At 72.7% G+C, this 22,480-nt stretch carries 19 protein-coding genes; 11 read left to right on the top strand and 8 right to left on the bottom strand.

The window, feature by feature from the left end; translation table 11 throughout:
* Nucleotides 1–157: 157 nt before the first annotated feature.
* The 3 genes from ACIQGV_RS01685 to ACIQGV_RS01695 all read right to left on the bottom strand — a co-directional run bounded on the left by ACIQGV_RS01685 (nucleotide 158) and on the right by ACIQGV_RS01695 (nucleotide 4,955).
* Nucleotides 158–967, bottom strand: a complete 810-nt coding sequence (locus ACIQGV_RS01685) for a S1 family peptidase (RefSeq protein WP_402488915.1) — start codon at nucleotides 965–967, stop codon at nucleotides 158–160.
* Nucleotides 968–1,185: 218 nt separating this feature from the next.
* Complete coding sequence (locus tag ACIQGV_RS01690; protein ID WP_402488918.1) at nucleotides 1,186–3,999, bottom strand: AAA family ATPase; 2,814 nt, start codon at nucleotides 3,997–3,999, stop codon at nucleotides 1,186–1,188.
* A 155-nt stretch (nucleotides 4,000–4,154) separates the two neighbouring features.
* On the bottom strand, nucleotides 4,155–4,955 hold the full coding sequence (locus ACIQGV_RS01695) for a LuxR C-terminal-related transcriptional regulator (RefSeq protein ID WP_402489479.1): 801 nt from the start codon (nucleotides 4,953–4,955) through the stop codon (nucleotides 4,155–4,157).
* 234 nt (nucleotides 4,956–5,189) lie between these two features.
* Here ACIQGV_RS01695 and ACIQGV_RS01700 point away from each other — a divergent pair, with 234 nt between their 5' ends.
* The 5 genes from ACIQGV_RS01700 to ACIQGV_RS01720 all read left to right on the top strand — a co-directional run bounded on the left by ACIQGV_RS01700 (nucleotide 5,190) and on the right by ACIQGV_RS01720 (nucleotide 12,743).
* Nucleotides 5,190–6,860 (top strand): AMP-binding protein, encoded by a 1,671-nt coding sequence (locus ACIQGV_RS01700; protein ID WP_402488920.1) that lies wholly within the window; start codon nucleotides 5,190–5,192, stop codon nucleotides 6,858–6,860.
* Nucleotides 6,857–8,449 (top strand): AMP-binding protein, encoded by a 1,593-nt coding sequence (locus ACIQGV_RS01705; RefSeq protein ID WP_402488922.1) that lies wholly within the window; start codon nucleotides 6,857–6,859, stop codon nucleotides 8,447–8,449. The genes ACIQGV_RS01700 and ACIQGV_RS01705 overlap by 4 nt, the downstream gene beginning before the upstream one ends.
* Nucleotides 8,450–8,518: 69 nt before the next feature.
* Nucleotides 8,519–9,544, top strand: a complete 1,026-nt coding sequence (locus ACIQGV_RS01710) for a LacI family DNA-binding transcriptional regulator (protein ID WP_402488923.1) — start codon at nucleotides 8,519–8,521, stop codon at nucleotides 9,542–9,544.
* Between the two features lie 275 nt (nucleotides 9,545–9,819).
* On the top strand, nucleotides 9,820–10,956 hold the full coding sequence (locus ACIQGV_RS01715; protein WP_402488925.1) for a cellulose binding domain-containing protein: 1,137 nt from the start codon (nucleotides 9,820–9,822) through the stop codon (nucleotides 10,954–10,956).
* A 698-nt stretch (nucleotides 10,957–11,654) separates the two neighbouring features.
* Entirely contained in the window at nucleotides 11,655–12,743 is a 1,089-nt protein-coding gene (locus tag ACIQGV_RS01720) for a lytic polysaccharide monooxygenase (RefSeq protein ID WP_402488927.1), read from the top strand.
* Nucleotides 12,744–12,812: 69 nt separating this feature from the next.
* Here ACIQGV_RS01720 and ACIQGV_RS01725 read toward each other — a convergent pair whose 3' ends face one another.
* A complete protein-coding gene (locus tag ACIQGV_RS01725) occupies nucleotides 12,813–13,505 on the bottom strand; it encodes a hypothetical protein (protein ID WP_402488930.1) in 693 nt (230 codons plus the stop codon).
* Between the two features lie 180 nt (nucleotides 13,506–13,685).
* Here ACIQGV_RS01725 and gcl point away from each other — a divergent pair, with 180 nt between their 5' ends.
* Entirely contained in the window at nucleotides 13,686–15,470 is a 1,785-nt protein-coding gene (gene gcl, locus ACIQGV_RS01730; protein ID WP_402488932.1) for a glyoxylate carboligase, read from the top strand.
* A gap of 73 nt (nucleotides 15,471–15,543) precedes the next feature.
* On the opposite strand, the gene ACIQGV_RS01735 is transcribed toward gcl, so the two are convergent.
* The 4 genes from ACIQGV_RS01735 to ACIQGV_RS01750 all read right to left on the bottom strand — a co-directional run bounded on the left by ACIQGV_RS01735 (nucleotide 15,544) and on the right by ACIQGV_RS01750 (nucleotide 19,633).
* Nucleotides 15,544–15,777 carry a hypothetical protein gene (locus ACIQGV_RS01735; RefSeq protein WP_402488935.1) on the bottom strand — a complete coding sequence of 78 codons (234 nt, stop codon included), beginning with the start codon at nucleotides 15,775–15,777 and terminating at the stop codon, nucleotides 15,544–15,546.
* A 427-nt stretch (nucleotides 15,778–16,204) separates the two neighbouring features.
* Nucleotides 16,205–17,662 (bottom strand): catalase, encoded by a 1,458-nt coding sequence (locus ACIQGV_RS01740; protein WP_402488938.1) that lies wholly within the window; start codon nucleotides 17,660–17,662, stop codon nucleotides 16,205–16,207.
* Nucleotides 17,663–17,871: 209 nt separating this feature from the next.
* Nucleotides 17,872–18,762, bottom strand: coding sequence for a 2-hydroxy-3-oxopropionate reductase (locus tag ACIQGV_RS01745; RefSeq protein WP_402488940.1), 891 nt, complete (start codon nucleotides 18,760–18,762; stop codon nucleotides 17,872–17,874).
* Nucleotides 18,763–18,793: 31 nt separating this feature from the next.
* Nucleotides 18,794–19,633: a TIM barrel protein gene (locus tag ACIQGV_RS01750; protein WP_402488942.1), complete on the bottom strand. Its 840-nt coding sequence runs from the start codon at nucleotides 19,631–19,633 to the stop codon at nucleotides 18,794–18,796.
* Between the two features lie 135 nt (nucleotides 19,634–19,768).
* Between ACIQGV_RS01750 and ACIQGV_RS01755 the strand changes: the two genes are divergently transcribed.
* The 5 genes from ACIQGV_RS01755 to pucL all read left to right on the top strand — a co-directional run bounded on the left by ACIQGV_RS01755 (nucleotide 19,769) and on the right by pucL (nucleotide 22,398).
* Nucleotides 19,769–20,020 (top strand): hypothetical protein, encoded by a 252-nt coding sequence (locus tag ACIQGV_RS01755; protein ID WP_402488945.1) that lies wholly within the window; start codon nucleotides 19,769–19,771, stop codon nucleotides 20,018–20,020.
* Between the two features lie 47 nt (nucleotides 20,021–20,067).
* Nucleotides 20,068–20,379: a helix-turn-helix domain-containing protein gene (locus ACIQGV_RS01760; protein ID WP_402489481.1), complete on the top strand. Its 312-nt coding sequence runs from the start codon at nucleotides 20,068–20,070 to the stop codon at nucleotides 20,377–20,379.
* Between the two features lie 174 nt (nucleotides 20,380–20,553).
* Nucleotides 20,554–21,066, top strand: coding sequence for a 2-oxo-4-hydroxy-4-carboxy-5-ureidoimidazoline decarboxylase (uraD, locus tag ACIQGV_RS01765; RefSeq protein ID WP_402488948.1), 513 nt, complete (start codon nucleotides 20,554–20,556; stop codon nucleotides 21,064–21,066).
* Nucleotides 21,067–21,068: 2 nt separating this feature from the next.
* A complete protein-coding gene (uraH, locus tag ACIQGV_RS01770; RefSeq protein WP_402488951.1) occupies nucleotides 21,069–21,470 on the top strand; it encodes a hydroxyisourate hydrolase in 402 nt (133 codons plus the stop codon).
* Nucleotides 21,471–21,474: 4 nt separating this feature from the next.
* On the top strand, nucleotides 21,475–22,398 hold the full coding sequence (pucL, locus tag ACIQGV_RS01775; protein WP_402488953.1) for a factor-independent urate hydroxylase: 924 nt from the start codon (nucleotides 21,475–21,477) through the stop codon (nucleotides 22,396–22,398).
* The last annotated feature ends 82 nt before the right edge of the window (nucleotides 22,399–22,480 follow it).

Raw genomic sequence — 22,480 nt, forward strand, 5'->3', positions numbered from 1 at the left:
GGCGGCGCGCGGGGGGCCGCGGGCGGGGGCGGCGCGGGCGCGCCCCGCCCGGGGCCGCCGGGGGGGGGGGGGCGCGCGCGCGCCCCGCCCCCCCCCCCCCCCCCCCCCCCCCCCCCCCTGGTCACTCCCCTGAGGGGTACTCAGGAGTCCGCTGGGGTCACGAGGTGACCTGGGCGGTCACCAGGCTGGAGAAAGCCGTCAGCCGGGTGTAGACGCCCGGGTAGCCGGCCCTCGCACAGCCCTCGCCCCAGGAAGTGATCCCTGCCAGGACGCCCCCGATGAGCAGGGGACCGCCGCTGTCGCCCTGGCAGGTGTCGACGCCGCCGGAGGTGTATCCGGCGCAGACCATCTCGGCCGCGACGTAGTCGGAGCCGTAGGAGGTGCGGCAGCTGGAGTCGGACACGACCGGCACGGTCGCGGTCCGCAGCTGGTTGGAGGAGCTGCCGTTCTCCCGGGTGGTGCCCCAGCCGAGCACCCGGGCGGTGGTGCCGGCCGCGTACACGGAGGTGTCCGTGGAGGAGACGTAACGGGCCGTCGTGTACGGCATCGACGTCGACAGCGTCAGCACCGCCACGTCCTCGCCGTCGGAGGCGTCGGTGTAGCCCGGGTGGATCCAGATCCTGCTGACCCGGCTGACCGTGCCGTTGGTGCCGTTGAGGTAGGTGCGGCCGCCGACCACCCGGACGGAATCGGTGGTCTCGCCGACCATGCAGTGCGCGGCGGTGACGACCTTGGTGGGGGAGACCAGCGTGCCGCCGCAGAACTGGTTCTGCGAGGCGTCGGTGATCTGCATGACGAAGGGGTACGCGGTGGTCGTGGTCGTGGTGCCGCCGACGATCGGATTGGGGGCGGCGCTCGCGGAGGGGGCACCGGCGAGGGCGCCGGCGGCGGCAGCGGCGGTGACCGCCAGGGCCACGGCGGACTTTCTCGCGGTGGTGGAACGTCTTGCGCGGGTGAACCCGAACATGAGTCTCCTCGGGGGTGGCCGGTGGGGGGTCGCACGGGGTGGGGGGTTTGGCACGAAGGCCCCGGGACTGGCCTCCGTGTGCCCGGCGAGCGGCACGCCCCTACCGTAGAACCGGCCCCGGAAGGCCCCCAATGAGGGAACCCCCTAAGGGAGTTGGGGCAGGGAAAACCCTCGGTCGTGCGACTCGCACGTGCCCCTGAAGTGAACCCGCTCCGGGCTCACTTGGCGTGACGCCCCGCCGCCAGTCGTACGATATCCACCCGCGAGCGGATCCCGAGCTTGCGATAGACCCGGGTCAGGGTCGCCTCGACCGTCTTGACGCTGATGAACAGCCGGCCGGCTATCTCCCGGTTGGTCTTGCCCTCCATGACCAGTGCCGCGACCTGACGCTCCATCGAGGCGAGCCCCTCCAGCGCGTCGGCCTCGGCGGGCGCGGGCACCGGCCCGGCCGTCTCCGCCGGGCCCGCCGCCAGGGCCGCCTCGACCTGCTTCAGCCAGGGCAGCGCCCGGCACCGGCGGAACAGCCGCTCCGCCTCGTCGTACGAGGTGGGGCCGGGGCGTCCGGGGCGCAGCCGGGCCAGCAAGAAGGCCGCGCGCGCCTCCTCCAGGCCGTAGCCCAGCTTGGCGAGCCGGTCCTGCACGGACGTCAGCTGCGCGGCCGCGGCCTCCAGTTCGCCGCGCGTGGCCCGCACCAGCGCCTCGGCCCGGTCGACGACGGCGAGCACGCTCTCGCGGCCGAGCCGCAGCGCCTGCTCGCGGGTGACGTCGATCAGCTCCTGCGCCTCGCCCGGCTCCCCGACGAGCACCAGCGCCTCGGCGAGGTCGCCGTGCCAGCGGCCGCGGGCCGGGTCCGTCACCCCGAGGCCCTCCTCCAGCTGCCGGACCCGGCGCAGCGAGCGGACCGCGCCCGGTGCGTCCCGGGCCACCAGCTGGGCGTGCCCGAGTGCCGCGAGGGCCCGCGACAGATACACCGGGTCGCCGTCCTCCTCGGCGTGTCCCACCGCCTCCCGGGCCAGCTCCAGGGCGCGCCCGGTGTCCCCGCCGGATGCCTCCGCGAGGGAGGTGAGCATGGCGGAGGCGCCCTCGGCGATGCCGCAGTCCCGGGCCAGCCGCAGGGCCTCGCGGGCCAGGTCCAGGGCACGGCCGCAGTGCCCGGAGCGCAGCTCGGTCTCGGCGACGAAGCGCACGAAGTGCACCTCGCTCTCGACGACGCCGCGCCGGCGGGCCTCGCGCAGCAGACCGGTGGCCGTGGCGCGGGCCTCGGGCAGCTGGTCGCTCATGATCAGCCAGCGGAAGCGGGCCGCGCCGGCCCCGTTGTGATGACAGGCCACCTGCGGGTCCTGCGGCTCGCGCAGGGCGCGCTTGATGGTGGCGGGGGCGTCCGGGTGGCCCATCAGGGTCTCGGACTGCGCCTGGAAGGACAGCGCGAGCAGCTCGGTGCGCCGGTCACCGGCCCGGGCGGCCAGTCCGGCGGCGTGCTCGGCCTCCTGCCGGGCCTCGGCGAAGTCGCCCTCGACCATCAGACCGCGCCAGGCCAGCTGGTAGTGGACCTGGGCGAGCAGCCGCGGGTCGTCGCCCGCGTCGGCGAGGGCCTGCGGGAAGACGGCGTCGACCTCGCCGAGCGCCTGCCCCGCGGCCTCGATCACCACCATCCAGGCCCGCACCCGCTCCCCGGACGCGGTCACGCGGGTCAGCACGTCGCGGGCGATGTCCCGGGCCAGGTCCATCTCGCCGGCGGTCAGCGCGTCCTCGGCGGCCTGGAGCCGGCGCACATCGGGACTCGGGACCATGCCGACCGGGGTGTGCCGGGCGGCGAGCAGCCCGAGCGAGGCCGCCACCGACGGCGCCCCCCGGTCCCGGGCCAGCGCGGCGGCCTCCCCGAGCCGGGCCGCCACGTCCGGGTCGGTGCCGGTGGTGGCCAGTGCCAGATGCCGGGCCCGCTCGATCGGGTCGAAGGCGGCCGTGGACAGCGCGGCGTGCGCGGCACGCCGGGACTGCGCGGGCGCCTCCGCGTACAGGGCGGCCGAGATCAGCGGGTGCGCGAAGCGGACCGCGGGTCCCTCGGGCTCGGTGGCCAGCAGACCGAGCGCCGCGGCCTGCGCGGTCTCCGCCTCGGCGTTCTCCCGGCCGGCCGCGTGCAGCAGGGCGAGGGTGGGGCGGGCACCCGCGCTGGCCACGAGCAGGGTGTCGCGGGCCTCCGCGGAGAGCATCTCCAGACGGCTGAGCACCAGCGCGCGCAGCGAGGTCGGCACCGGCAGCGGCTCGCCCGGCCGGGGCGGGGTGGCGCTCTCGGCGAGGGCGCGTCCCAGCTCCAGGGCGAACAGCGGGTTGCCGCCGCTGGTGCGGTGGATGTCGCGGACGGTGGAGCGGGGCAGGGCGTAGCCGCTCTGGTCGACCAGCGCCGACACCTGGGCGCGGGTCAGCGGGCCCAGGCGCAGGGCGAGCGTGTCGGGCGGGGTGGCCCGCAGATGGCGGTCGTACTCCTGGCCCTCGGTGCGCACCGCGCACAGCAGCTGCACGGGGAAGTCGCCGAGCCGGCGTGCGGCGAAGCCGAGCAGCTCGGCGCTGGCGGAGTCCAGCCACTGGAGATCGTCGGCGACGATCAGGACGGGTCCCTCGGCGGCGAGCGTGCGCAGCACGGACAGCACCGCCAGGCGCAGGGCGAGGCCGTCGCGCTGGAGGCTGGACTCGCCACGGCCCGTGAGAGCCGACTCCAGTGCGGTGCGCTGGGCCGCGGGCAGCCGGTCGGACACCTCGTGCAGCACCAGTCCGAGCAGGTCCGCGAGGGCCAGGAACGGAAGATGCGATTCGGACTCGGTGGCCGAGCAGCGCAGCACGGTCCGTGCGGTGCGGCCGTATTCCGCGGCCAATGCCCGCAGCACGGTCGACTTTCCTATTCCGGCGGGACCGTGCAGCAGCACGCTGCCGCCGCGGCCGAGCTGCTCGCGGGCCGCGCCGAAGAGGTCCTCCCGGCCGATGACCAGCTCGGGGCGGCATCGGGAAGGCTCCTGGAAGTCCCGTCGCACGGTCACCGCTCCCTCCCTGTGTCGTGGCCGTGCCAAATTCTAGGCAACGACTCATTGAATTTCGGAGTGACCAGGTGGTGAGGGAAATAACAACTGAGGAGCATACGGATATTCGGGGCGCTGGTATAGGAATGGAGAGTTGTCATCGGTGTGCCTCCGGCTCATGGCAGCGCCCCCGCCCGCCGGGCCGCCGCGACGGCCTCCCCGCGGGTCCGCGCACCCAGTTTGCGCATGGCCGAGCGCAGATAGCTCTTGACCGTCTCGGGGCGCAGCCCCAGACGCGCGGCCGCGGCGGCGTTGGTGGCGCCCTCGGCGACCTGGACCAACACGTCCACCTCGCGCGGCGCGAGACCGGCCCGGCCGGCCGGGAGGTCCTGCTCCCGCGGCGCCAGCAGCCCGCAGGCCCGCAGCAGCTCCTCCCGCAGGGCCGCGTCCGTGATCCGCGGGGCCAGCGCCCGCAGCGCCGCGTGCGCCTCCCGCGTCCGCTCCCGCGCCGCGCCGGACTCCGCGGCCGGGACCGGGGCCGCGAGCAGGACCCGCGCCTCCTCGGCCGCCACCAGCGCCTGCTCCACGTCCCGCGCCACCTGGACCGCCGTGTGCAGGGTGCGGTCGCCCAGCGGCTGGGCCGTGCGCAGGGCGCCGTAGAGCACCCCGCGCACCCGGCGCCGTACGACGACCGGCACCGCCAGCACCGAGCGCAGTCCCTCCGTCGCGACCGGCACGTCGTACTCGTGGCTGATCTGCCGTGACACGGAGTAGTCCGTCACCGCGCACGGACGGGACAGCGCCACGGCCCTGCCGCCCAGGCCGTTGCCGGAGGTCACCGCGAGCGACCGCAGCGCGGGCGTCGCGGTGCCGCTCAGCTCGCTGATCCGCAGTCTCGGCCGGCCCGGCTCCACCAGGCCGCCGAACGCCACGGGCAGCCCCGTCGCCCGGCGCAGCCGCAGCAGCGCGGCGCGCATGTCGCTCCCCGGCACCCCGGCCGTGATCGTGTCCGCAGCCACCCGCTCGCCCCTTTCCTCCCGGCCCGCTCCCGCACGGGCGGGCCGCCGCCGGCCCCCGCTCCCGGGTCCGCCGGACGGAACCCGGCCGCGACCTCGGGACGCACACCCCCGTTCGGGGGTAGTGAGACCTGCATCACGGATTACACGATGGCGGGGAGCCGCCCGGCAATGGTCCGGAACCAAGGAGGACAGATGACGACGGCCACGGAGGACTTCCGCAGGGCACGGGACTTCCTGCTGGAGCACCGGGAGGACTACGCCACGGCCTACGACGGCTTCGCGTGGCCGCGCCCCGAGCACTTCAACTGGGCCCTCGACTGGTTCGACCGGATCGCGGAGGGCAACGACCGCACCGCCCTGCACATCGTCGAGGAGGACGGCGGCGAGACCCTGCTGTCCTTCGCCGAGCTCTCCGACCGCTCCGACCGCGTCGCGAACTGGCTGCGCGGCCTCGGCGTGGCGGCCGGCGACCGCATCCTGGTCATGCTCGGCAACCAGGCCGAACTGTGGGAGACCGCCCTCGCGGCGATGAAGCTGCGCGCCGTGGTCATCCCCGCCACCCCGCTGCTGGGCCCCGCCGACCTGCGCGACCGCGTCGAGCGCGGACAGGTCCGGCACGTGATCACCCGCGCCGAGGACACCGCCAAGTTCACCGAGGTCCCCGGCGGCTGGACCCGGATCGCCACCGGCGGCACCGGAGGAGACTGGCACGCCTACGAGGAGGCGTACGCCGCCCCGGCCGGATTCACCCCCGACGGCCCCACCCGGGCCGACGACACCCTGATGCTCTACTTCACCTCGGGCACCACCGCACGCCCCAAGCTGGTCGAGCACACCCACACCTCGTACCCGGTCGGCCATCTGGCCACCCTGTACTGGATCGGCCTGCGGCCGGGCGACGTGCACCTGAACATCTCCTCGCCCGGCTGGGCCAAGCACGCCTGGTCCAATCTGTTCGCGCCCTGGAACGCCGAGGCGACCGTCTTCCTCTTCAACTACACCCGTTTCGACGCGGCCCGGCTGCTGGCCGAGATGGACCGCGCGGGCGTCACCACCTTCTGCGCGCCGCCGACCGTGTGGCGCATGCTCATCCAGGCCGACCTCGGCCGGCTCGCCACGCCGCCCCGTGAGGCCGTCGCCGCGGGCGAGCCGCTCAACCCCGAGGTCGTCGAGCAGGTGCGGCGGGCCTGGGGCGTGACCGTCCGGGACGGCTTCGGCCAGACCGAGACCGCCGTCCAGGTCTCCAACAGCCCCGGCCAGCCGCTGAAGACCGGCTCCATGGGGCGGCCCAGCCCCGGCTACCGCGTCGAACTGCTCGACCCCGTCACCGGCGCACCCGGTGCCGCGGAGGGCGAGATCGCGCTCGACCTGTCCGCCCGCCCGGTCGGCCTGATGACCGGCTACCACGGCGACCCGGAGCGCACCGCCGAGGCGATGGCGGACGGCTACTACCGGACGGGGGACGTCGCCTCGCGGGACGAAGAGGGATATCTGACCTATGTCGGACGCAGTGACGATGTCTTCAAGGCGTCCGACTACAAGATCTCCCCGTTCGAGCTGGAGAGCGCCCTGCTGGAGCACCCCGCGGTCGCCGAGGCGGCCGTCGTGCCCGCGCCGGACGAGCTGCGGCTCGCCGTGCCGAAGGCGTACGTCGTCCTCGCCGAGGGCTGGGAACCGGGCGCCGACACCGCGAAGGTCCTGTTCGAGCACTCCCGCGAGGTCCTCGCCCCCTACAAGCGCATCCGCCGTCTGGAGTTCGCGCCCCTGCCCAAGACCGTGTCCGGCAAGATCCGCCGCATCGAGCTGCGCGAGGCCACCGCGGCCGGGTCGGACGCCGAGTACCGCGAGGAGGACTTCCGGTGAGCGCCCTGGACTCGTACACGCACGGGGTGGGCGACACCCCGCTCCTCGGCGACACCGTCGGGGCCGCCCTGGACCGGGCCGTCGCCGCCTGGCCCGACCGGGAGGCCCTGGTCGACGTCCCCTCCGGACGGCGCTGGACCTACGCGGAGCTCGCCGCCGACGTGACGGAACTGGCCCGGGCCCTCGTCGCGAGCGGGGTGGCCAAGGGCGACCGGGTCGGCATCTGGGCGGTCAACTGCCCCGAGTGGGTGCTCGTCCAGTACGCCACCGCCCGCGTCGGCGCGATCATGGTGAACATCAACCCCGCGTACCGCACCCACGAGACCGAGTACGTCCTCAAGCAGGCGGGCGTGTCCCTGCTGTTCGCCTCGCTCGCCCACAGGTCCAGCGACTACCGGGCGATGGTGGAGGAGATCCGGGGCGCCTGCCCGCAGCTGCGCGAGACCGTCCACTTCGGCGACCCGAGCTGGACCCGGCTGCTCCGACGGGCCCGCGGGGACGAGGAGTTCGAGGAACTGTCCTGCGACGACCCCATCAACATCCAGTACACCTCGGGCACCACCGGCTTCCCCAAGGGCGCCACCCTCTCCCACCACAACATCCTCAACAACGGTTATTTCGTGGGGGAGTCGATCGGCTACACCGAGCAGGACCGGGTCTGCGTACCGGTGCCGTTCTACCACTGCTTCGGCATGGTCATGGGGAACCTGGCGGCCGTCTCCCACGGCGCCTGCATCGTCGTCCCCGCCCCCTCCTTCGACCCGCGGGCCACCCTGGAGGCGGTCCGGCGGGAGCGCTGCACCTCGCTGTACGGCGTCCCGACCATGTTCATCGCGGAGCTGAACCTCCCGGACTTCGCTACGTACGACCTCACCTCCCTGCGGACCGGCATCATGGCGGGCTCGCCCTGCCCGGTGGAGGTGATGAAGCGGGTGGTCGCCGAGATGCACATGGAGCAGGTCTCCATCTGCTACGGCATGACCGAGACCTCCCCGGTCTCGCTCCAGACCCGGACGGACGACGACCTGGAGCACCGCACCGCCACGGTCGGCCGGGCCCTGCCGCACATCGAGGTGAAGGTCGTCGACCCCGTGACCGGGACGACGCGGCGCCGCGGCACGGCGGGAGAGTTGTGCACCCGCGGCTACAGCGTGATGCTCGGCTACTGGGACGAGCCCGAGAAGACCGCCGAGGCCGTCGATCCCGGCCGCTGGATGCACACCGGCGACCTCGCGGTGATGCGCGAGGACGGCTACGTCGAGATCGTCGGCCGCATCAAGGACATGATCATCCGCGGCGGCGAGAACATCTACCCGCGCGAGATCGAGGAGTTCCTCTACGCGCACCCGAAGGTCGCCGACGTCCAGATCGTCGGCGTGCCCCACGAGCGCTACGGCGAGGAGGTGCTGGCCTGCGTGATCCCGCGCGACCCGGCGGACCCGGTGACGCTGGAGGAGCTGCGGGCGTTCTGCGACGGCCGGCTGGCCCACTACAAGATCCCCAGCCGCCTCCAGGTCCTCGACGCCTTCCCGATGACCGTGTCCGGAAAGGTGCGCAAGGTGGAACTGCGGGAGCGGTTCGGCGTCTGAGAACCTCCCCCGGGCGTTCGATCACGGACGGGCGGGACCCGTAGGATCGGACGCCCTTGGGGGTGGAGCATGGTCAGAAGGCGGCCCGGTACGACACCCACGCTGGAGGAGGTGGCCGCGCTCGCCGGTGTCGGACGGGGCACGGTCTCCCGCGTCGTCAACAACGAGACGGGCGTCAGGGAGTCGACGCGCGAGGCGGTCCGCAAGGCCATCGCCGAACTCGGCTACGTGCCCAACCTGGCGGCGCGCTCCCTGGCCGGACGGCGGGCCGACGCGGTCGCGCTGGTGATGGCGGAGCAGGACTGGCGGCTGTTCGGCGAGCCGTTCTTCTCCGAGACCGTCCGGTCCGTCGCGGACGCCCTGACGGACACCTCCGTACAGCTTCTGCTCACCCTGGTCCGCACCGACGCCGAACGGCAGCGGTTCGTCGAGTACGCGCGCGGCGGCCGGGTGGACGGCGTGCTGCTGATGTCCGTGCGCGCCGACGACCGGCTCCCCGACATGCTCGCGGACGCCGGCATCCCCACCGTCCTGCTGGGCCGCCGCTCCGGCGACGAACAGGTCACCTACGTGGACGCGGACAACGTGGGCGGCGCCCGTGACGCGGTCGCCCATCTGGTGCGCGGCGGCCGACGGGCGATCGGGGCCGTCACCGGGCCGCTCGACATGTACGTCGCCCGGTGCCGGCTACGCGGCTACGAACAGGCCCTCGCCGACGCCGGACTGGCCGGCGGCCCCTCCTGGATCGCCGAGGGCGACTTCACCGGGGCCAGCGGCCGCCGCGCCATGACCGAACTCCTCGCCCGCCACCCGGAGGCGGACGCGGTCTTCGCCGCCTCCGACACCATGGCCGCCGGAGCGCTCGACGTGCTGCGCGCCGCGGGCCGCCGGGTGCCCGAGGACGTGGCCGTCGTCGGCTTCGACGACTTCCAGCTCGCCGAGCACACCGAGCCCGCCCTGACCACCGTCCGCCAGCCGCTGGAGGAGATCGGCCGGACGATGGTGCGGCTGCTGCTGGAGGAGATGGAACAGCCGCAGGCCGCCTGGCGGCACGTGATCCTGCGGACCCGGCTGGTGGTGCGCGGCTCGGCGTGACCGTCACGCCCCCACAGCGCCGGGAGCGCTCCCGGTTCCGGCGCGTGCTACGCGCGTCGGCGTCCCTCCCGGGTCGTTCCGGCCCGCCTGCGGCTTCGAGGTCCGTTCGACGGATTCGTGTCCACAGGGTTGTCAGGGACATGGGGCGGCTCCTACAGTCGCCCCCGAAACCGGTGGGTGGGAGCGCTCCCATCAGTGGGGAGGCGGGAGCGCTCCCGAAGTCCGCCGGTCCGCAGCACGGCCCTGTCGAACCCCCCTCGCCGGAAGGCCCTCGCATGCGATCGTCACCGCACCGCCTCCGCACCCTCCGCGCCCTGCTGGGCGCGCTGCTCACCGCGCTCGCCACCGTGGCGGCGCTCGTCTGCGCCGGGGCTCCGGCGCAGGCCGACACCACGGTCTGCGAACCGTACGGATCCACCGTGATCCAGGGCCGCTACGTGGTCCAGAACAACCGCTGGGGCACCAGCGCGACCCAGTGCGTCACCGCCACCGACACCGGGTTCCGGGTGACACAGGCCGACGGCTCGGCGCCCACCAACGGCGCCCCCAAGTCCTATCCGTCGGTCTTCAACGGCTGCCACTACACGAACTGTTCACCGGGGACCAACCTCCCCGCGCAGCTCTCCACCGTCTCCAGCGCGCCCAGCAGCATCTCCTACGGCTTCGTCTCCGACGCGGTGTTCAACGCCTCGTACGACATCTGGCTGGACCCGACGCCCCGGACCGACGGGGTCAACCGGACCGAGATCATGATCTGGTTCAACCGGGTGGGCCCGATCCAGCCGATCGGGTCGCGGACCGGCAGCGCCACGGTGGGCGGACGCACCTGGGAGGTGTGGACCGGCAGCAACGGCTCCAACGACGTGATCTCCTTCGTCGCCCCGTCGGCGATCAGCAGCTGGAGCTTCGACGTCATGGACTTCGTCGACCAGACGGTCTCGCGCGGGATGGCCCGGAACACCTGGTACCTGACGAGCGTCCAGGCCGGTTTCGAGCCGTGGCAGAACGGCGCCGGGCTCGCGGTGAACTCCTTCTCCTCGGCGGTGAACACGGGCGGCACCGGCCCCGGTGACCCGGGCGGCCCCGACCCGGTGACGGCCTGCCAGGTCACGTACGGCACCAACGTCTGGCAGGGCGGCTTCACCGCCGACGTGACGGTCCGCAACACCGGTTCGGCCGCCGTCGAGGGCTGGCGGCTCGGCTTCACGCTGCCGTCCGGGCAGCGGATCACCAACGCCTGGAACGCGACCGTCTCCGGGGCGTCGGGAGCGGTCACCGCGTCCGCCGCCCCGCACAACGCGCGGATCGCGGCCGGGGGCAGCCAGTCCTTCGGGTTCCAGGGCGCCTACAGCGGCACCTTCGCCGAACCGGGCGCCTTCACCCTGAACGGCGCCGCCTGCTCCGTCGCCTGACCCGCGCCGCACCGGACCGCTCCGGGGCCCGCCCTCGTTCCCCGCGCCGACAGGGCGAGGTCCCGGAGCGCACCACCTCCCCACCGTCCGGACGGTCACGCCGCCCGCGACGGCGTGACCGCCCGCTCCCGGCCCGCCCACCGGTCCCCGCCGCCGCACCGCAGGCGCCCGCCGTCCGCGTCCCGTCCCCCGGATCCGCCCCGGGCCCCGCCCCCGGGTCCCTGCCCTCGGGCCCCTGCCTTCCCCGGGGTCCCGCCCCCAGGTCCCCGTCCCCGGGTCCCCGCCCCCCGGGTCCCTGCCCTCGGGTCCCTGCCTTCCCTGGGGTCCCGCCCCCAGGTCCCCGTCCCCGGGTCCCCGCCCCCCCCGGGTCCCTGCCCTCGGGTCCCTGCCCTCGGGCCCCTGCCTTCCCCGGGGTCCCGCCCCCAGGTCCCCGTCCCCGGGTTTCCGTCCCAGGGTCCCCGCCCCCGGGGTCCCGCTCCCGGGTCCCCTTCCCCGCGGACGCAGGACCCCGTCACCCGCGCCACCGCCCCAGGTCCGCTCCCCGGCGGATCCGCCGTCTCGTCCGGCCGCACCGTCACCGGTGCCGCCGGTGCGTCTCCCCGCGCCGTGCCGCGCCGCCGGCCGAGGCCGGCGGTCGCCGGCGGGCCCGAGAACAACCGCGGAGGACACGGAACAGACCCCGACACACAGGAGAGACCATGGCTCGACGCAGCAGACGATCACTCTCGTTACTGGCGGTGCTGGCCACCCTGCTCAGCGGGCTCGGCCTGGCCCTGATCGGCCAGGGCAGCGCCCAGGCGCACGGTGTGGCGATGATGCCCGGATCGCGGACGTACCTCTGCTATCTGGACGCCAGGACCAGCACCGGCTCGCTCGACCCCACCAACCCGGCCTGCCGGGCCGCCCTCGCCGAGAGCGGCGCGACCGCGCTGTACAACTGGTTCGCCGTGCTCGACTCCAACGCGGGCGGGCGCGGGGCCGGTTATGTGCCGGACGGCAAGCTGTGCAGCGCCGGTGACCGCTCCCCGTACAACTTCACCGGCTACAACGCCGCCCGCGCCGACTGGCCCCGCACGCACCTGACGTCCGGGGCGAGCATGCGGGTCCGCTACAGCAACTGGGCCGCGCACCCGGGCGACTTCCGGGTGTATCTGTCCAAGCCCGGCTACTCGCCCGCGACCGCGCTGGACTGGGGCGACCTGGAGCTGATCCAGACGGTCACCAACCCGGCCCAGTTGGGGTCGCCGGGCACCGACTCCGGCCACTACCAATGGGATCTGCGGCTGCCGTCGGGCCGTTCGGGCGACGCCGTGCTGTTCATCCAGTGGGTGCGCTCGGACAGCCAGGAGAACTTCTTCTCCTGCTCCGACATCGTCTTCGACGGCGGCAACGGCGAGGTGACCGGCATCCGCGGTTCCGGCGGCACCCCGACCCCCACACCGACCCCGACTCCCACACCCACTCCGACCGACCCGCACACCGGGTGCATGGCCGTCTACTCGGTGACGAACTCCTGGAGCGGCGGTTTCCAGGGATCCGTCGAGGTGATGAACCACAGCCCGGCACCGCGTGACGGCTGGGCCGTGCGCTGGCAGCCGGGCACCGGCACCAGGATCAACAGTGTCTGGAACGGCTCGCTGAGCACCGGCTCCGACGGCACGGTCACGGTCAGGAACGTCGACCACAACCGGACCGTCGCGCCGGACGGCAGTGTCACCTTCGGCTTCACCGCCACCTCCACCGGCAACAACCTCCCGGTCGGTTCGATCGGCTGCGTCACCCCGTAGCACCCCTGTCCCGGCGGCGCCGGTTCCCGCTCGACCGCGGGGGCCGGTGCCGCCGTGCGCCGGGGCCGGTCAGCCGGTGGGGGAGGCGAGCGCGTCGGCGTGGTCGTTGACCGGCTGCGGGGTGCCCGTCAGATCGAGGACGAAGAGGGGCACGCCCAGGGCGTCGGCGCGGACGCGGGCGTCGTCGGTGTACCCGGCGAGGGAGAAGTAGACGCAGCCCGCGGACTCGGTCATCGCGGTGAGCCACAGGCACTCCACGTCCCGCAGCGAGGCCGGGCGCACGGTCGGATCGACCTGGGCGAGCATCCCGCGGGCGGCGAGCCCTGTCCCGGACGGCGGCCGCTGATCGGCACGGCGTATGTCCCGGAAGCCCAGCCAGCGCAGATACAGCGCGGCGGCGGTGACCGCGTCCCGCGCGGTGCGGATGGTGACCGGCTGGAACGCGGGACGGCGGACCGGGGGAGAGGCGGGCCCGGAGGCGGCGTCCGGATGCGCCTCGGCGACGGCGACCCGCAGGACCGTCCCGCACGGGCAGCCCAGCTCCGGCCGTGGCCACTGGGCACGGCGCCCGCAGGCCGCGCAGCGCAGCGTGAGCCACTCCTCGTCCCAGGCGCGGTGGGTGACGGCGGCGGCCGCGGCGGTCCGGTCCAGCGGGGGCGCGACCGGCGCCCCGCACGCGCACGGGTAGGACGGGGCGGCGTAGAGATGCTCGCGGCGGCAGACGGGGCAGCGCACCGGGACGCTCTGGGACATGCGCCCCATCGTCCTCCTTCCGGGCCCCTCCTGTCCGTCTCTTGACGGGCTTCACCCCTCCCTCTAGATTGCTTCCAGATAGTAGAAAATCGTTTCCGCTATACGGAAGTAATGGCGGCAGAGAAACGGAGAGGTCTCACCGCGGGGCGCGACGGAGAGGCCGTCCGACAGCCGGAGCAGGAGTACTTCATGGCTCGTATGACCGCTGCCCGCGCGGCAGTCGAGATCCTCAGGCGCGAGGGCGTCACCGCCGCGTTCGGTGTCCCGGGCGCGGCGATCAACCCCTTCTACGCGGCCCTCAAGGCGGCCGGCGGCGTCCAGCACACCCTCGCCCGGCACGTCGAGGGCGCCTCGCACATGGCCGAGGGCTACACCCGTACCCACCCGGGCAACATCGGCGTGTGCATCGGTACGTCGGGCCCGGCGGGCACCGACATGATCACCGGCCTGTACTCCGCCATCGGCGACTCGATCCCGATCCTGTGCATCACCGGCCAGGCGCCGACCGCGGTGATCCACAAAGAGGACTTCCAGGCCGTCGACATCGCCTCGATCGCCAAGCCGGTGACCAAGATGGCGGTCACCGTCCTGGAGGCCGCCCAGGTCCCCGGCGTCTTCCAGCAGGCGTTCCATCTGATGCGCTCCGGCCGGCCCGGCCCGGTCCTCGTCGACCTGCCGGTCGACGTCCAGCTCACCGAGATCGAGTTCGACCCCGAGACGTACGAGCCGCTGCCGGTCTACAAGCCGGCCGCGACCCGCGCGCAGATCGAGAAGGCCCTCGGGATGCTCGGCGCGTCCGAGCGGCCCCTGATCGTCGCCGGCGGCGGCGTCGTCTCCGCCGACGCGAGCGACCTCCTCGTCGAGTTCGCCGAGCTGACCGGTGTTCCGGTCGTGCCGACCCTGATGGGCTGGGGCACCATCCCCGACGACCATGAGCTGAACGCCGGCATGGTCGGCCTCCAGACCTCGCACCGCTACGGCAACGCGACCTTCCTGGAGTCCGACTTCGTCCTCGGCATCGGCAACCGCTGGGCCAACCGTCACACCGGCAGGCTCGACGTCTACACGGCCGGGCGGACGTTCGTCCACGTCGACATCGAGCCCACCCAGATCGGCAGGATCTTCGCCCCCGACTACGGCATCGCCTCCGACGCCAGGGCCGCGCTGGAGCTGTTCGTCGAGGTGGCCCGCGAGCTGAAGGCGGCCGGCCGGCTGCCCGACCGCTCCGCGTGGGCCGGGGCCGCGCAGGAGAGGAGGGCGACCCTGCTGCGTCGTACGCACTTCGACGACATCCCGATCAAACCGCAGCGCGTCTACGAGGAGATGAACAGGGCCTTCGGACCGGAGACGCGCTACGTCACCACCATCGGCCTCTCCCAGATCGCCGGCGCGCAGATGCTGCACGTCTACCGTCCGCGCCACTGGATCAACTGCGGCCAGGCGGGCCCGCTCGGCTGGACCGTCCCGGCCGCGCTCGGCGTCGCCAAGGCCGACCCGCAGGCCCAGGTGGTCGCCCTGTCCGGCGACTACGACTTCCAGTTCATGATCGAGGAACTGGCGGTCGGCGCGCAGCACCGGATCCCGTACGTCCATGTCCTGGTGAACAACGCCTATCTCGGTCTGATCCGCCAGGCGCAGCGGGCGTTCGACATCGACTTCCAGGTCAAACTGGAGTTCGAGAACATCAACTCCCCCGAGCTGGGCGTCTACGGCGTCGACCACGTCAAGGTCGTCGAGGGCCTCGGCTGCAAGGCGATCCGGGTCACCGACCCCGCGGAGCTGGGGGCCGCGTTCGAGCAGGCCAAGAAGCTCGCCGCGGAGTTCCGGGTGCCGGTCGTCGTCGAGGCGATCCTGGAGCGCGTCACCAACATCTCCATGTCCGGCACGAACGACATCTCCGACGTGCTGGAGTTCGAGGAGCCGGCCACGGAGCCGGGCCATGCGCCCACGTCCGTGAGGACTCTGAAGGTCTGACCTCCGCCGCACCGCACGAGGGGCCCGCGCCGCACGGCGCGGGCCCCTTCGTCGTGCCCTTCCTGTGCTCTTGCTAGGTGAGATCCCAGGACAGCCCCGGCCAGTCCTCCGCGCCGCCGCCCTGCCAGTCGATGAGGTCGGTCTCCTCGACCTCCACCCGGTCCAGGTCGACCAGCCGCAGGATCTCCACGACGTCGTCCAGATGCGTGGCGACACCGAGCGCCCGGTCGTCGACGCTGACCCGCCGGGATCCGTCGAGAGCCGGCGGATGAACGACGACATGAGGATGCCGTACAAATTCAGCCATAGTCGTATTGTGCGCCCGCCCTCCGGGAAGGGGCGCGGTGAACTGCGCGGCCGGCCGGGGCCCGGCGCCGGGGCGAAACGGCGTCCGGGCGAAACGGTGTCCGGGCGAAACGGCGGCAGGCCGGAGAGCGCCGGGTGCGGGACCGTCCGCACCCGGCGCTCTCCGGCCGGTGAGGTCTTCGGTTGTGGCCGTCCGACGGCACGAGGCTGGGCGCGACAGAACGTTCGCGCCGCCGGACGGAGCCGGTTCGCCGGGACCGCGGCGGCTGCGACGGTTCCGGGGTCTCCTCCCTCAGGTCGAGAAGAGGCCCCGTACCTTCACCACCGCACTGGCTCGCACGCCGCCGCGGTCCTCGGCCCGCCCGCGTGCCGCCGGCCGGCCACCCCTCATCCGGGCCGTCCGGCAGCCGCGGGCCGCCTGGGGGTTGTCAGTCCTCGCGCAGGGCGCGGACCGCCTCCTCCACACGCCGCCCGTACTCGGGGTCGGCGGCGTGGAAGTGGGCCAGGTTCTTCTCGATCACGTCGTCGCGGGAGACCTGGGACAGGCTCCCGGAGATGTTCGCGACCAGACGGGACCGTTCCTCGGCCGACATGAGCCGGTACAGCTCGCCCGCCTGGAAGAAGTCGTCGTCCTTGGTGTGCTGCGGGGCCTCGTGGGTGCCGGTGTACCCGGTCACGGCGAGCGGCGCCGACAGCGGGCGGCCGGTCTCGACGGGGCCGTCGTAGGAGTTCGGCTCGTAGTTCTTGGCGCCGCGGCCCTGGGTGTCGGACGCCATGAGGCCGTCGCGGCCGTGGTTGCGGGCCGTGGTGGCCTTCGGCGCGTTCACCGCGAGCCGGGTGTGGTTGACGCCCAGGCGGTAGCGCTGCGCGTCGGCGTAGGCGAACAGTCGGCCCTGGAGCATCTTGTCCGGGGACGGGCCGATGCCGGGCACGAAGTTGTTGGGCGAGAACGCGGCCTGCTCGACCTCGGCGAACACGTTGTCCGGGTTGCGGTCGAGGACCAGGCGGCCCACGCGCCGCAGCGGGTGGTCGGCGTGCGGCCAGACCTTCGTCAGGTCGAAGGGGTTGAAGCGGTAGTCCGCCGCCTCGGCCGCCGGCATCAGCTGCACGTACAGCGTCCAGGACGGGTTCACGCCCCGCTCGATGGCCTGGAGCAGGTCCGTCTGGTGGGAGTCGGGGTCCTTGCCCGCGATCTCGGCGGCCTGCTCGGCGCTCAGGCTGCGCACGCCCTGGTTGGTCTTGAAGTGGTACTTGACGAAGAAGGAGTCGCCCTCGGCGTTCGTCCACCGGTAGGTGTGCGAGCCGTAGCCGTTCATGTGGCGGTAGGAGGCCGGGATGCCGCGGTCGCCCATCAGCCAGGTCACCTGGTGCGTGGCCTCGGGGGAGTGCGCCCAGAAGTCCCAGACGTTGTCCGGCTCCTGACGGCCCGTGAAGGGGTCGCGCTTCTGGGAGTGGATGAAGTCGGGGAACTTGATCGGGTCCTTGACGAAGAACACCGGGGTGTTGTTGCCGACGAGGTCGTAATTGCCCTCGCGCGTGTAGAACTTGACGGCGAAGCCGCGCGGGTCGCGCACCGCGTCCGCCCCGCCGAGGGAGTCGGCGACCGTGGAGAACCGCAGGAACACCTCGGTACGGCGGCCGGTCTCGCCGAGGAAGTCGGCGTGGGTGAAGCCGGTGACGTCGTCGGTCACCTCGAAGTAGCCGTACGCGCCGGAGCCACGGGCGTGCACCACGCGCTCCGGGATGCGCTCGCGGTTGAAGCGCGCCAGCTTCTCCAGCAGGTGCTGGTCCTGGAGCAGCAGAGGGCCGCCGACGCCGGCGGAGGCGGAGTTCTGGTTGTCGGCGACCGGGGCGCCGGACTCGGTGGTGAGCACGCGCTTCGACATCGTGGACCTTCCGTGCGGGTGTCAGCGGAAATCGACTTCCGCTTCGTGGAGCCTAGGTTCGGGCGATGAGGGCGTCAACAGTTTGTTGAAGTCGGTCGGGCCCGGCCGTGCGGCCGGTTGCCGGGCCGGTTCCGGACGGCGCCCCCGCCTGGGCGCGACAGGACAGGTGTCGGCGGGGGCGCCGCCCGGAAGTCTCGGGGCGGGCCGCGTCAGACCTGGGCGCCGGAGAGGCGCTCGACGGTGCGCAGCAGGGCCGAGTGGTCCAGGCCGCCGTCGCCCTGGGCGCGCAGCGAGGACACCAGCTGGGCCACGACCGCGCCGACCGGCAGGGCCGCGCCGACATTGCGGGCGGCGTCGGTGACGATGCCCATGTCCTTGTGGTGGAGGTCGATGCGGAAGCCCGGCTCGAAGTCGCGGGCGAGGAAGTTGTCCTTCTTGCGCGTCAGCACGGTCGAGCCGGCGAGACCGCCGTTGAGGACGTCGAGGGCGGCCTTGAGGTTCACGCCCGACTTCTCCAGGAAGACCACGGCCTCGGCGCACGCCTGGATGTTCACGGCGACGATCAGCTGGTTGGCGGCCTTCACGGTCTGGCCCGAGCCGTGCGGACCGCACAGCACGATGGTCCTGCCGAGCGCCTCGAAGAGCGGCTCGGCCTCGTCGAAGTCGGACTGCTCGCCGCCCACCATGATGGACAGCACGGCCTCCACGGCACCGGCCTCGCCGCCGGACACGGGGGCGTCGAGCACGCGGATGCCCCTGTCGCGGGCGGCGGCGGCCAGGTCGATCGAGGTCTGCGGGGTGATCGAGGACATGTCGATCAGCAGGGTGCCGGGCCGGGCGTTCTCCAGGATGCCCTCGGGGCCGTAGGAGATCGCCTCGACCTGCGGGGAGGCGGGCACCATCGTGATCACGACGTCGGCGTCCCGGACCGCCTCGGCGATCGAGCCGGCCGCGGTGCCGCCGGCGACCGTCAGCCGGTCCAGCTTGTCCTGCTCCAGGGTGAAGCCGGTGACCCGGTAACCCGCCTTGATCAGGTTCTCGGACATGGGGGAGCCCATGATGCCGAGGCCGATCCAGGCGATCTTGGGGAGCGTGCTCATGAGAGGGGGCCTTTCTGGAATGCGGTAGTGGTCAGCGGGCCGCGCGGGCCTCGGCGGGCAGCCAGCCGAAGGCGTCGGCGCTCGGCCGGTCGCCCGGCTTGTACTCCAGGCCGACCCAGCCGTCGTAGCCGGCCCTGCGCAGCCGGCCGAGCAGGTCCTCCAGCGGGAGGGAGCCCGTGCCCGGGGCCCCGCGGCCGGGGTTGTCGGCGATCTGGACGTGCCCGGTCCTCGCGGCGTACGCCTCGATCACCGACGGCAGGTCCTCGCCGTTCACGGACAGGTGGTAGAGGTCCATGAGGAACCGGGCGTTGCCGAGGCCGGTCGCCTCGTTGACCTTGTCCACCACGCCGACCGCGGCCGGTGCGCTCACCAGCGGGTAGAGCGGCGACTCGGGCTCGTTCAGCGCCTCGATCAGCAGGATCGCGCCGATCCGGTCGGCCGCGCGGGCCGCGAGGACCAGGTTCTCCAGGGCCAGGGCGTCCTGCTCGGCCGGGTCCACACCCTCGACGCGGTTGCCGTACAGCGCGTTGAGCGCCGTGCAGCCCAGCGACTGCGCGAAGCCGGCGGCCACGTCGATGTTGGCGCGGAACCGCTCCGACTCCTCGCCCGGCACCGACAGGGCGCCGCGGTCGGGGCCCGGCAGCCGTCCCGCGTAGAAGTTCAGGCCCGTGAGCCGTACACCCGCGTCCTCGACCGCCTTCTTCAGGGCGTCGAGCTCGGACCGCTCGGGGACCGGGGCGTCGATCCAGGGCCACCACAGCTCGACCGCGCCGAAGCCGGCCGCCGCGGCGGCCGCGGGGCGCTCCAGGAGCGGGAGTTCCGTGAAGAGGATCGACAGGTTGACGTTGAAGCGCTGGTCGTCGAATCCCATCGGGGCCGCGCTCCCTTCCGTGTTGTGTTTCCGTATTGCGGAAGTCAGTTTCTGCTTGTTGGAAGATTGCCGCCGGGCGGCGGGGCTTGTCAAGAGGGGTCGGCGGAAACCGTCACCGCGCGTTAGGTTGAGCGCGTGCGATTGAGAGTGGAGTTCACGACCGAACCCTTCGACCTCGACGAGGCCCCCGCGCATGCGCTCGCCGCCCGCCGGGTGATCGAGGCGGCGGCGCTGGACGCGGTGGACGTCGGCCCCTTCGGCAACACGGCGGAGGGCGGCACCGACGCGGTGCTGTCGGCCGTGGACGATCTGCTGCGCAAGGCCCTGGAGGCCGGCGCCACCCGGGTCTCGCTCCAGGTCAACGTTCTCGCGGAGGATGCCGAGTGAGCGCGGACGAGCCCTTCGTCGCGGCGGTCAAGCCGCTGGTCGACGCCATGGGCGGCGAGATGGTCCCGCCCGACGAGGCCGGACCCGACGATGTCGTGCTCGCCTGGGAGGGGGTCGACGTGGTCGCCGTGCGGCTGCCCCAGCTCGCCGACTCCCTCGATCACATCCTGGCCGCGATGGAGCGCAGGAGGGGCGTGCCGCTGGCCGACCTCGACCGCAAGGCCAAGCAGGAGGTCGTGCGGATCCTGGAGGCGCGCGGCGCCTTCGCCGTCCGGCACGGTGTGGAGACCGTGGCGAGCGCGCTGGGCGTCAGCCGCTTCACCGTCTACAACTACCTCAACCGTGAGAAGGGGGTGTGAGGGGCCGGGCGTCCGGGGCAGGGAGTCCCTGAGACCGGGACCGGGAGGTCCTTGTGCGGGGGACCGGTTCCGTAACCCGGAATTTTCAACAAAGTGTTGACGTGGAGTTTCGGAGGGCGTTAGCTGTCCGCAGCCCGTTCAGCACGAAGGCCGTATCCGGCCACGGAGGTTCCCGTGACTTCCCCTTCCACGCCACCGGGCCTGGCCCGGTTCAACGCCGTCGAGGAGCATGCGGCCTTCGCCGCGCTCCACGAGGCGTGCGCCTCCACGGCATGGGCGCGCCGGCTGCTCGCCGCCCGTCCCTACGCCACCCCCGAGGACCTCTTCACCGCGAGCGACGCCGCCATGGCCGGCCTCACCGCGCAGGACCTCGCGGAGGCCATGGCCGGCCACCCGCCGATCGGCCGTCCCAGGCCGGGCGACCCCACCTCGGCCAGAGAGCAGTCCGGTATGGCCGGCGCCGCCGAGGAGCTCAAGGCGGAGATGCTCGAACTGAACCTGGCCTACCAGGAGAAGTTCGGTCATGTCTTCCTCATCTGCGCGACCGGCAGGACCGGCGAGCAGATGAGGGACGCGGCCAGGGAGCGGATCGGCAACTCGCCCGAGCAGGAGCGCGAGACCGTGCGCACCGAGCTGGGCAGGATCAACCGCATCCGACTGGCCCGACTCGTCGAAGAGGACGCCTGAGCATGAGCACCAGCACCACCGCCTCCGTGTCCACGCACATCCTGGACACCTCCGTCGGCCGCCCCGCCGAGGGCGTCGCCGTCCGGCTCGCGGCACGCGGCGGGCGTGACGCGCACTGGCAGGCGCTCGGCGGCTCCGCGACCGACGCGGACGGCCGGTGCAAGGACCTTCCGGCCCTGCCGGAGGGGACGACCCACGTACGGCTCGACTTCGCGGTGGAGCCGTACTTCGAAGGATCCGCGAAGAAGCAAGCCGATGCGCAGCAGGACGCCCCCGCGAATCGGGACAGCGGTGCCGTGTTCTTCCCCGAGGTGGCGATCACCTTCGCCGTGGACCCCGGGGAGCACTACCACGTACCGCTGCTGCTCAACCCGTTCGGCTACTCCGTTTACCGAGGGAGCTAGCTAGATGCCCACCATTCTGGGACAGAACCAGTACGGCAAGGCCGAGAACCGAGTCGTCAAGATCACGCGGGACGGCGCCACCCACCACATCAAGGACCTCAACGTCTCCGTCGCGCTGAGCGGCGACATGGAGGAGGTCCACTACTCCGGCTCCAACGCCAACGTCCTGCCGACCGACACCACCAAGAACACGGTGTTCGCGTTCGCCAAGGAGTACGGCATCGAGTCCGCCGAGCAGTTCGGCATCCACCTCGCCCGCCACTTCGTCACCTCGCAGGAGCCCATCCACCGGGCGCGCATCCGCATCGAGGAGTACGCCTGGGAGCGCATCGAGACCTCGGACGCCAACTCGAAGTTCATCGGCGCGGACGAGGTCAAGCACTCCTTCGTGCGCAAGGGCCAGGAGATCCGCGTCTCCCAGATCACCTACGACGGCGAGAAGTGGGAGATCGTCTCCGGTCTGAAGGACCTGGTCGTGATGAACTCGACCAACTCCGAGTTCTGGGGCTACGTCAGGGACAAGTACACGACGCTCCAGGAGGCCCACGACCGCATCCTGGCCACCCAGGTCTCCGGCCGCTGGCGGTTCAACTGGACCGACGACGAGCAGAAGATGCCCCACTGGGAGAAGTCCTACGAGCAGGTGAGGAAGCACATGCTCCAGGCGTTCGCCGAGACCTACTCGCTCTCGCTCCAGCAGACGCTCTACCAGATGGGCTCGCGCATCATCAACCACCGCAGCGAGATAGACGAGGTCCGCTTCTCCCTCCCGAACAAGCACCACTTCCTGGTGGACCTGGAGCCGTTCGGGCTGAAGAACGACAACGAGGTGTACTACGCGGCCGACCGGCCGTACGGCCTGATCGAGGCGACCGTCCTGCGGGACGGCTGCGAGCCGAGGATCCCGGTGGATCTCTCCAACCTGTAGGCCGGCAACTGAACTTCGGCACCCGCGGCCGGGCGGGCGGGCCTTGGGCCCCCCGGCCGCGGCACTCAAATCTCCCGGGTCC

The organism is Streptomyces sp. NPDC093094 (genome assembly GCF_044754345.1).
GTDB lineage: Bacteria > Actinomycetota > Actinomycetes > Streptomycetales > Streptomycetaceae > Streptomyces.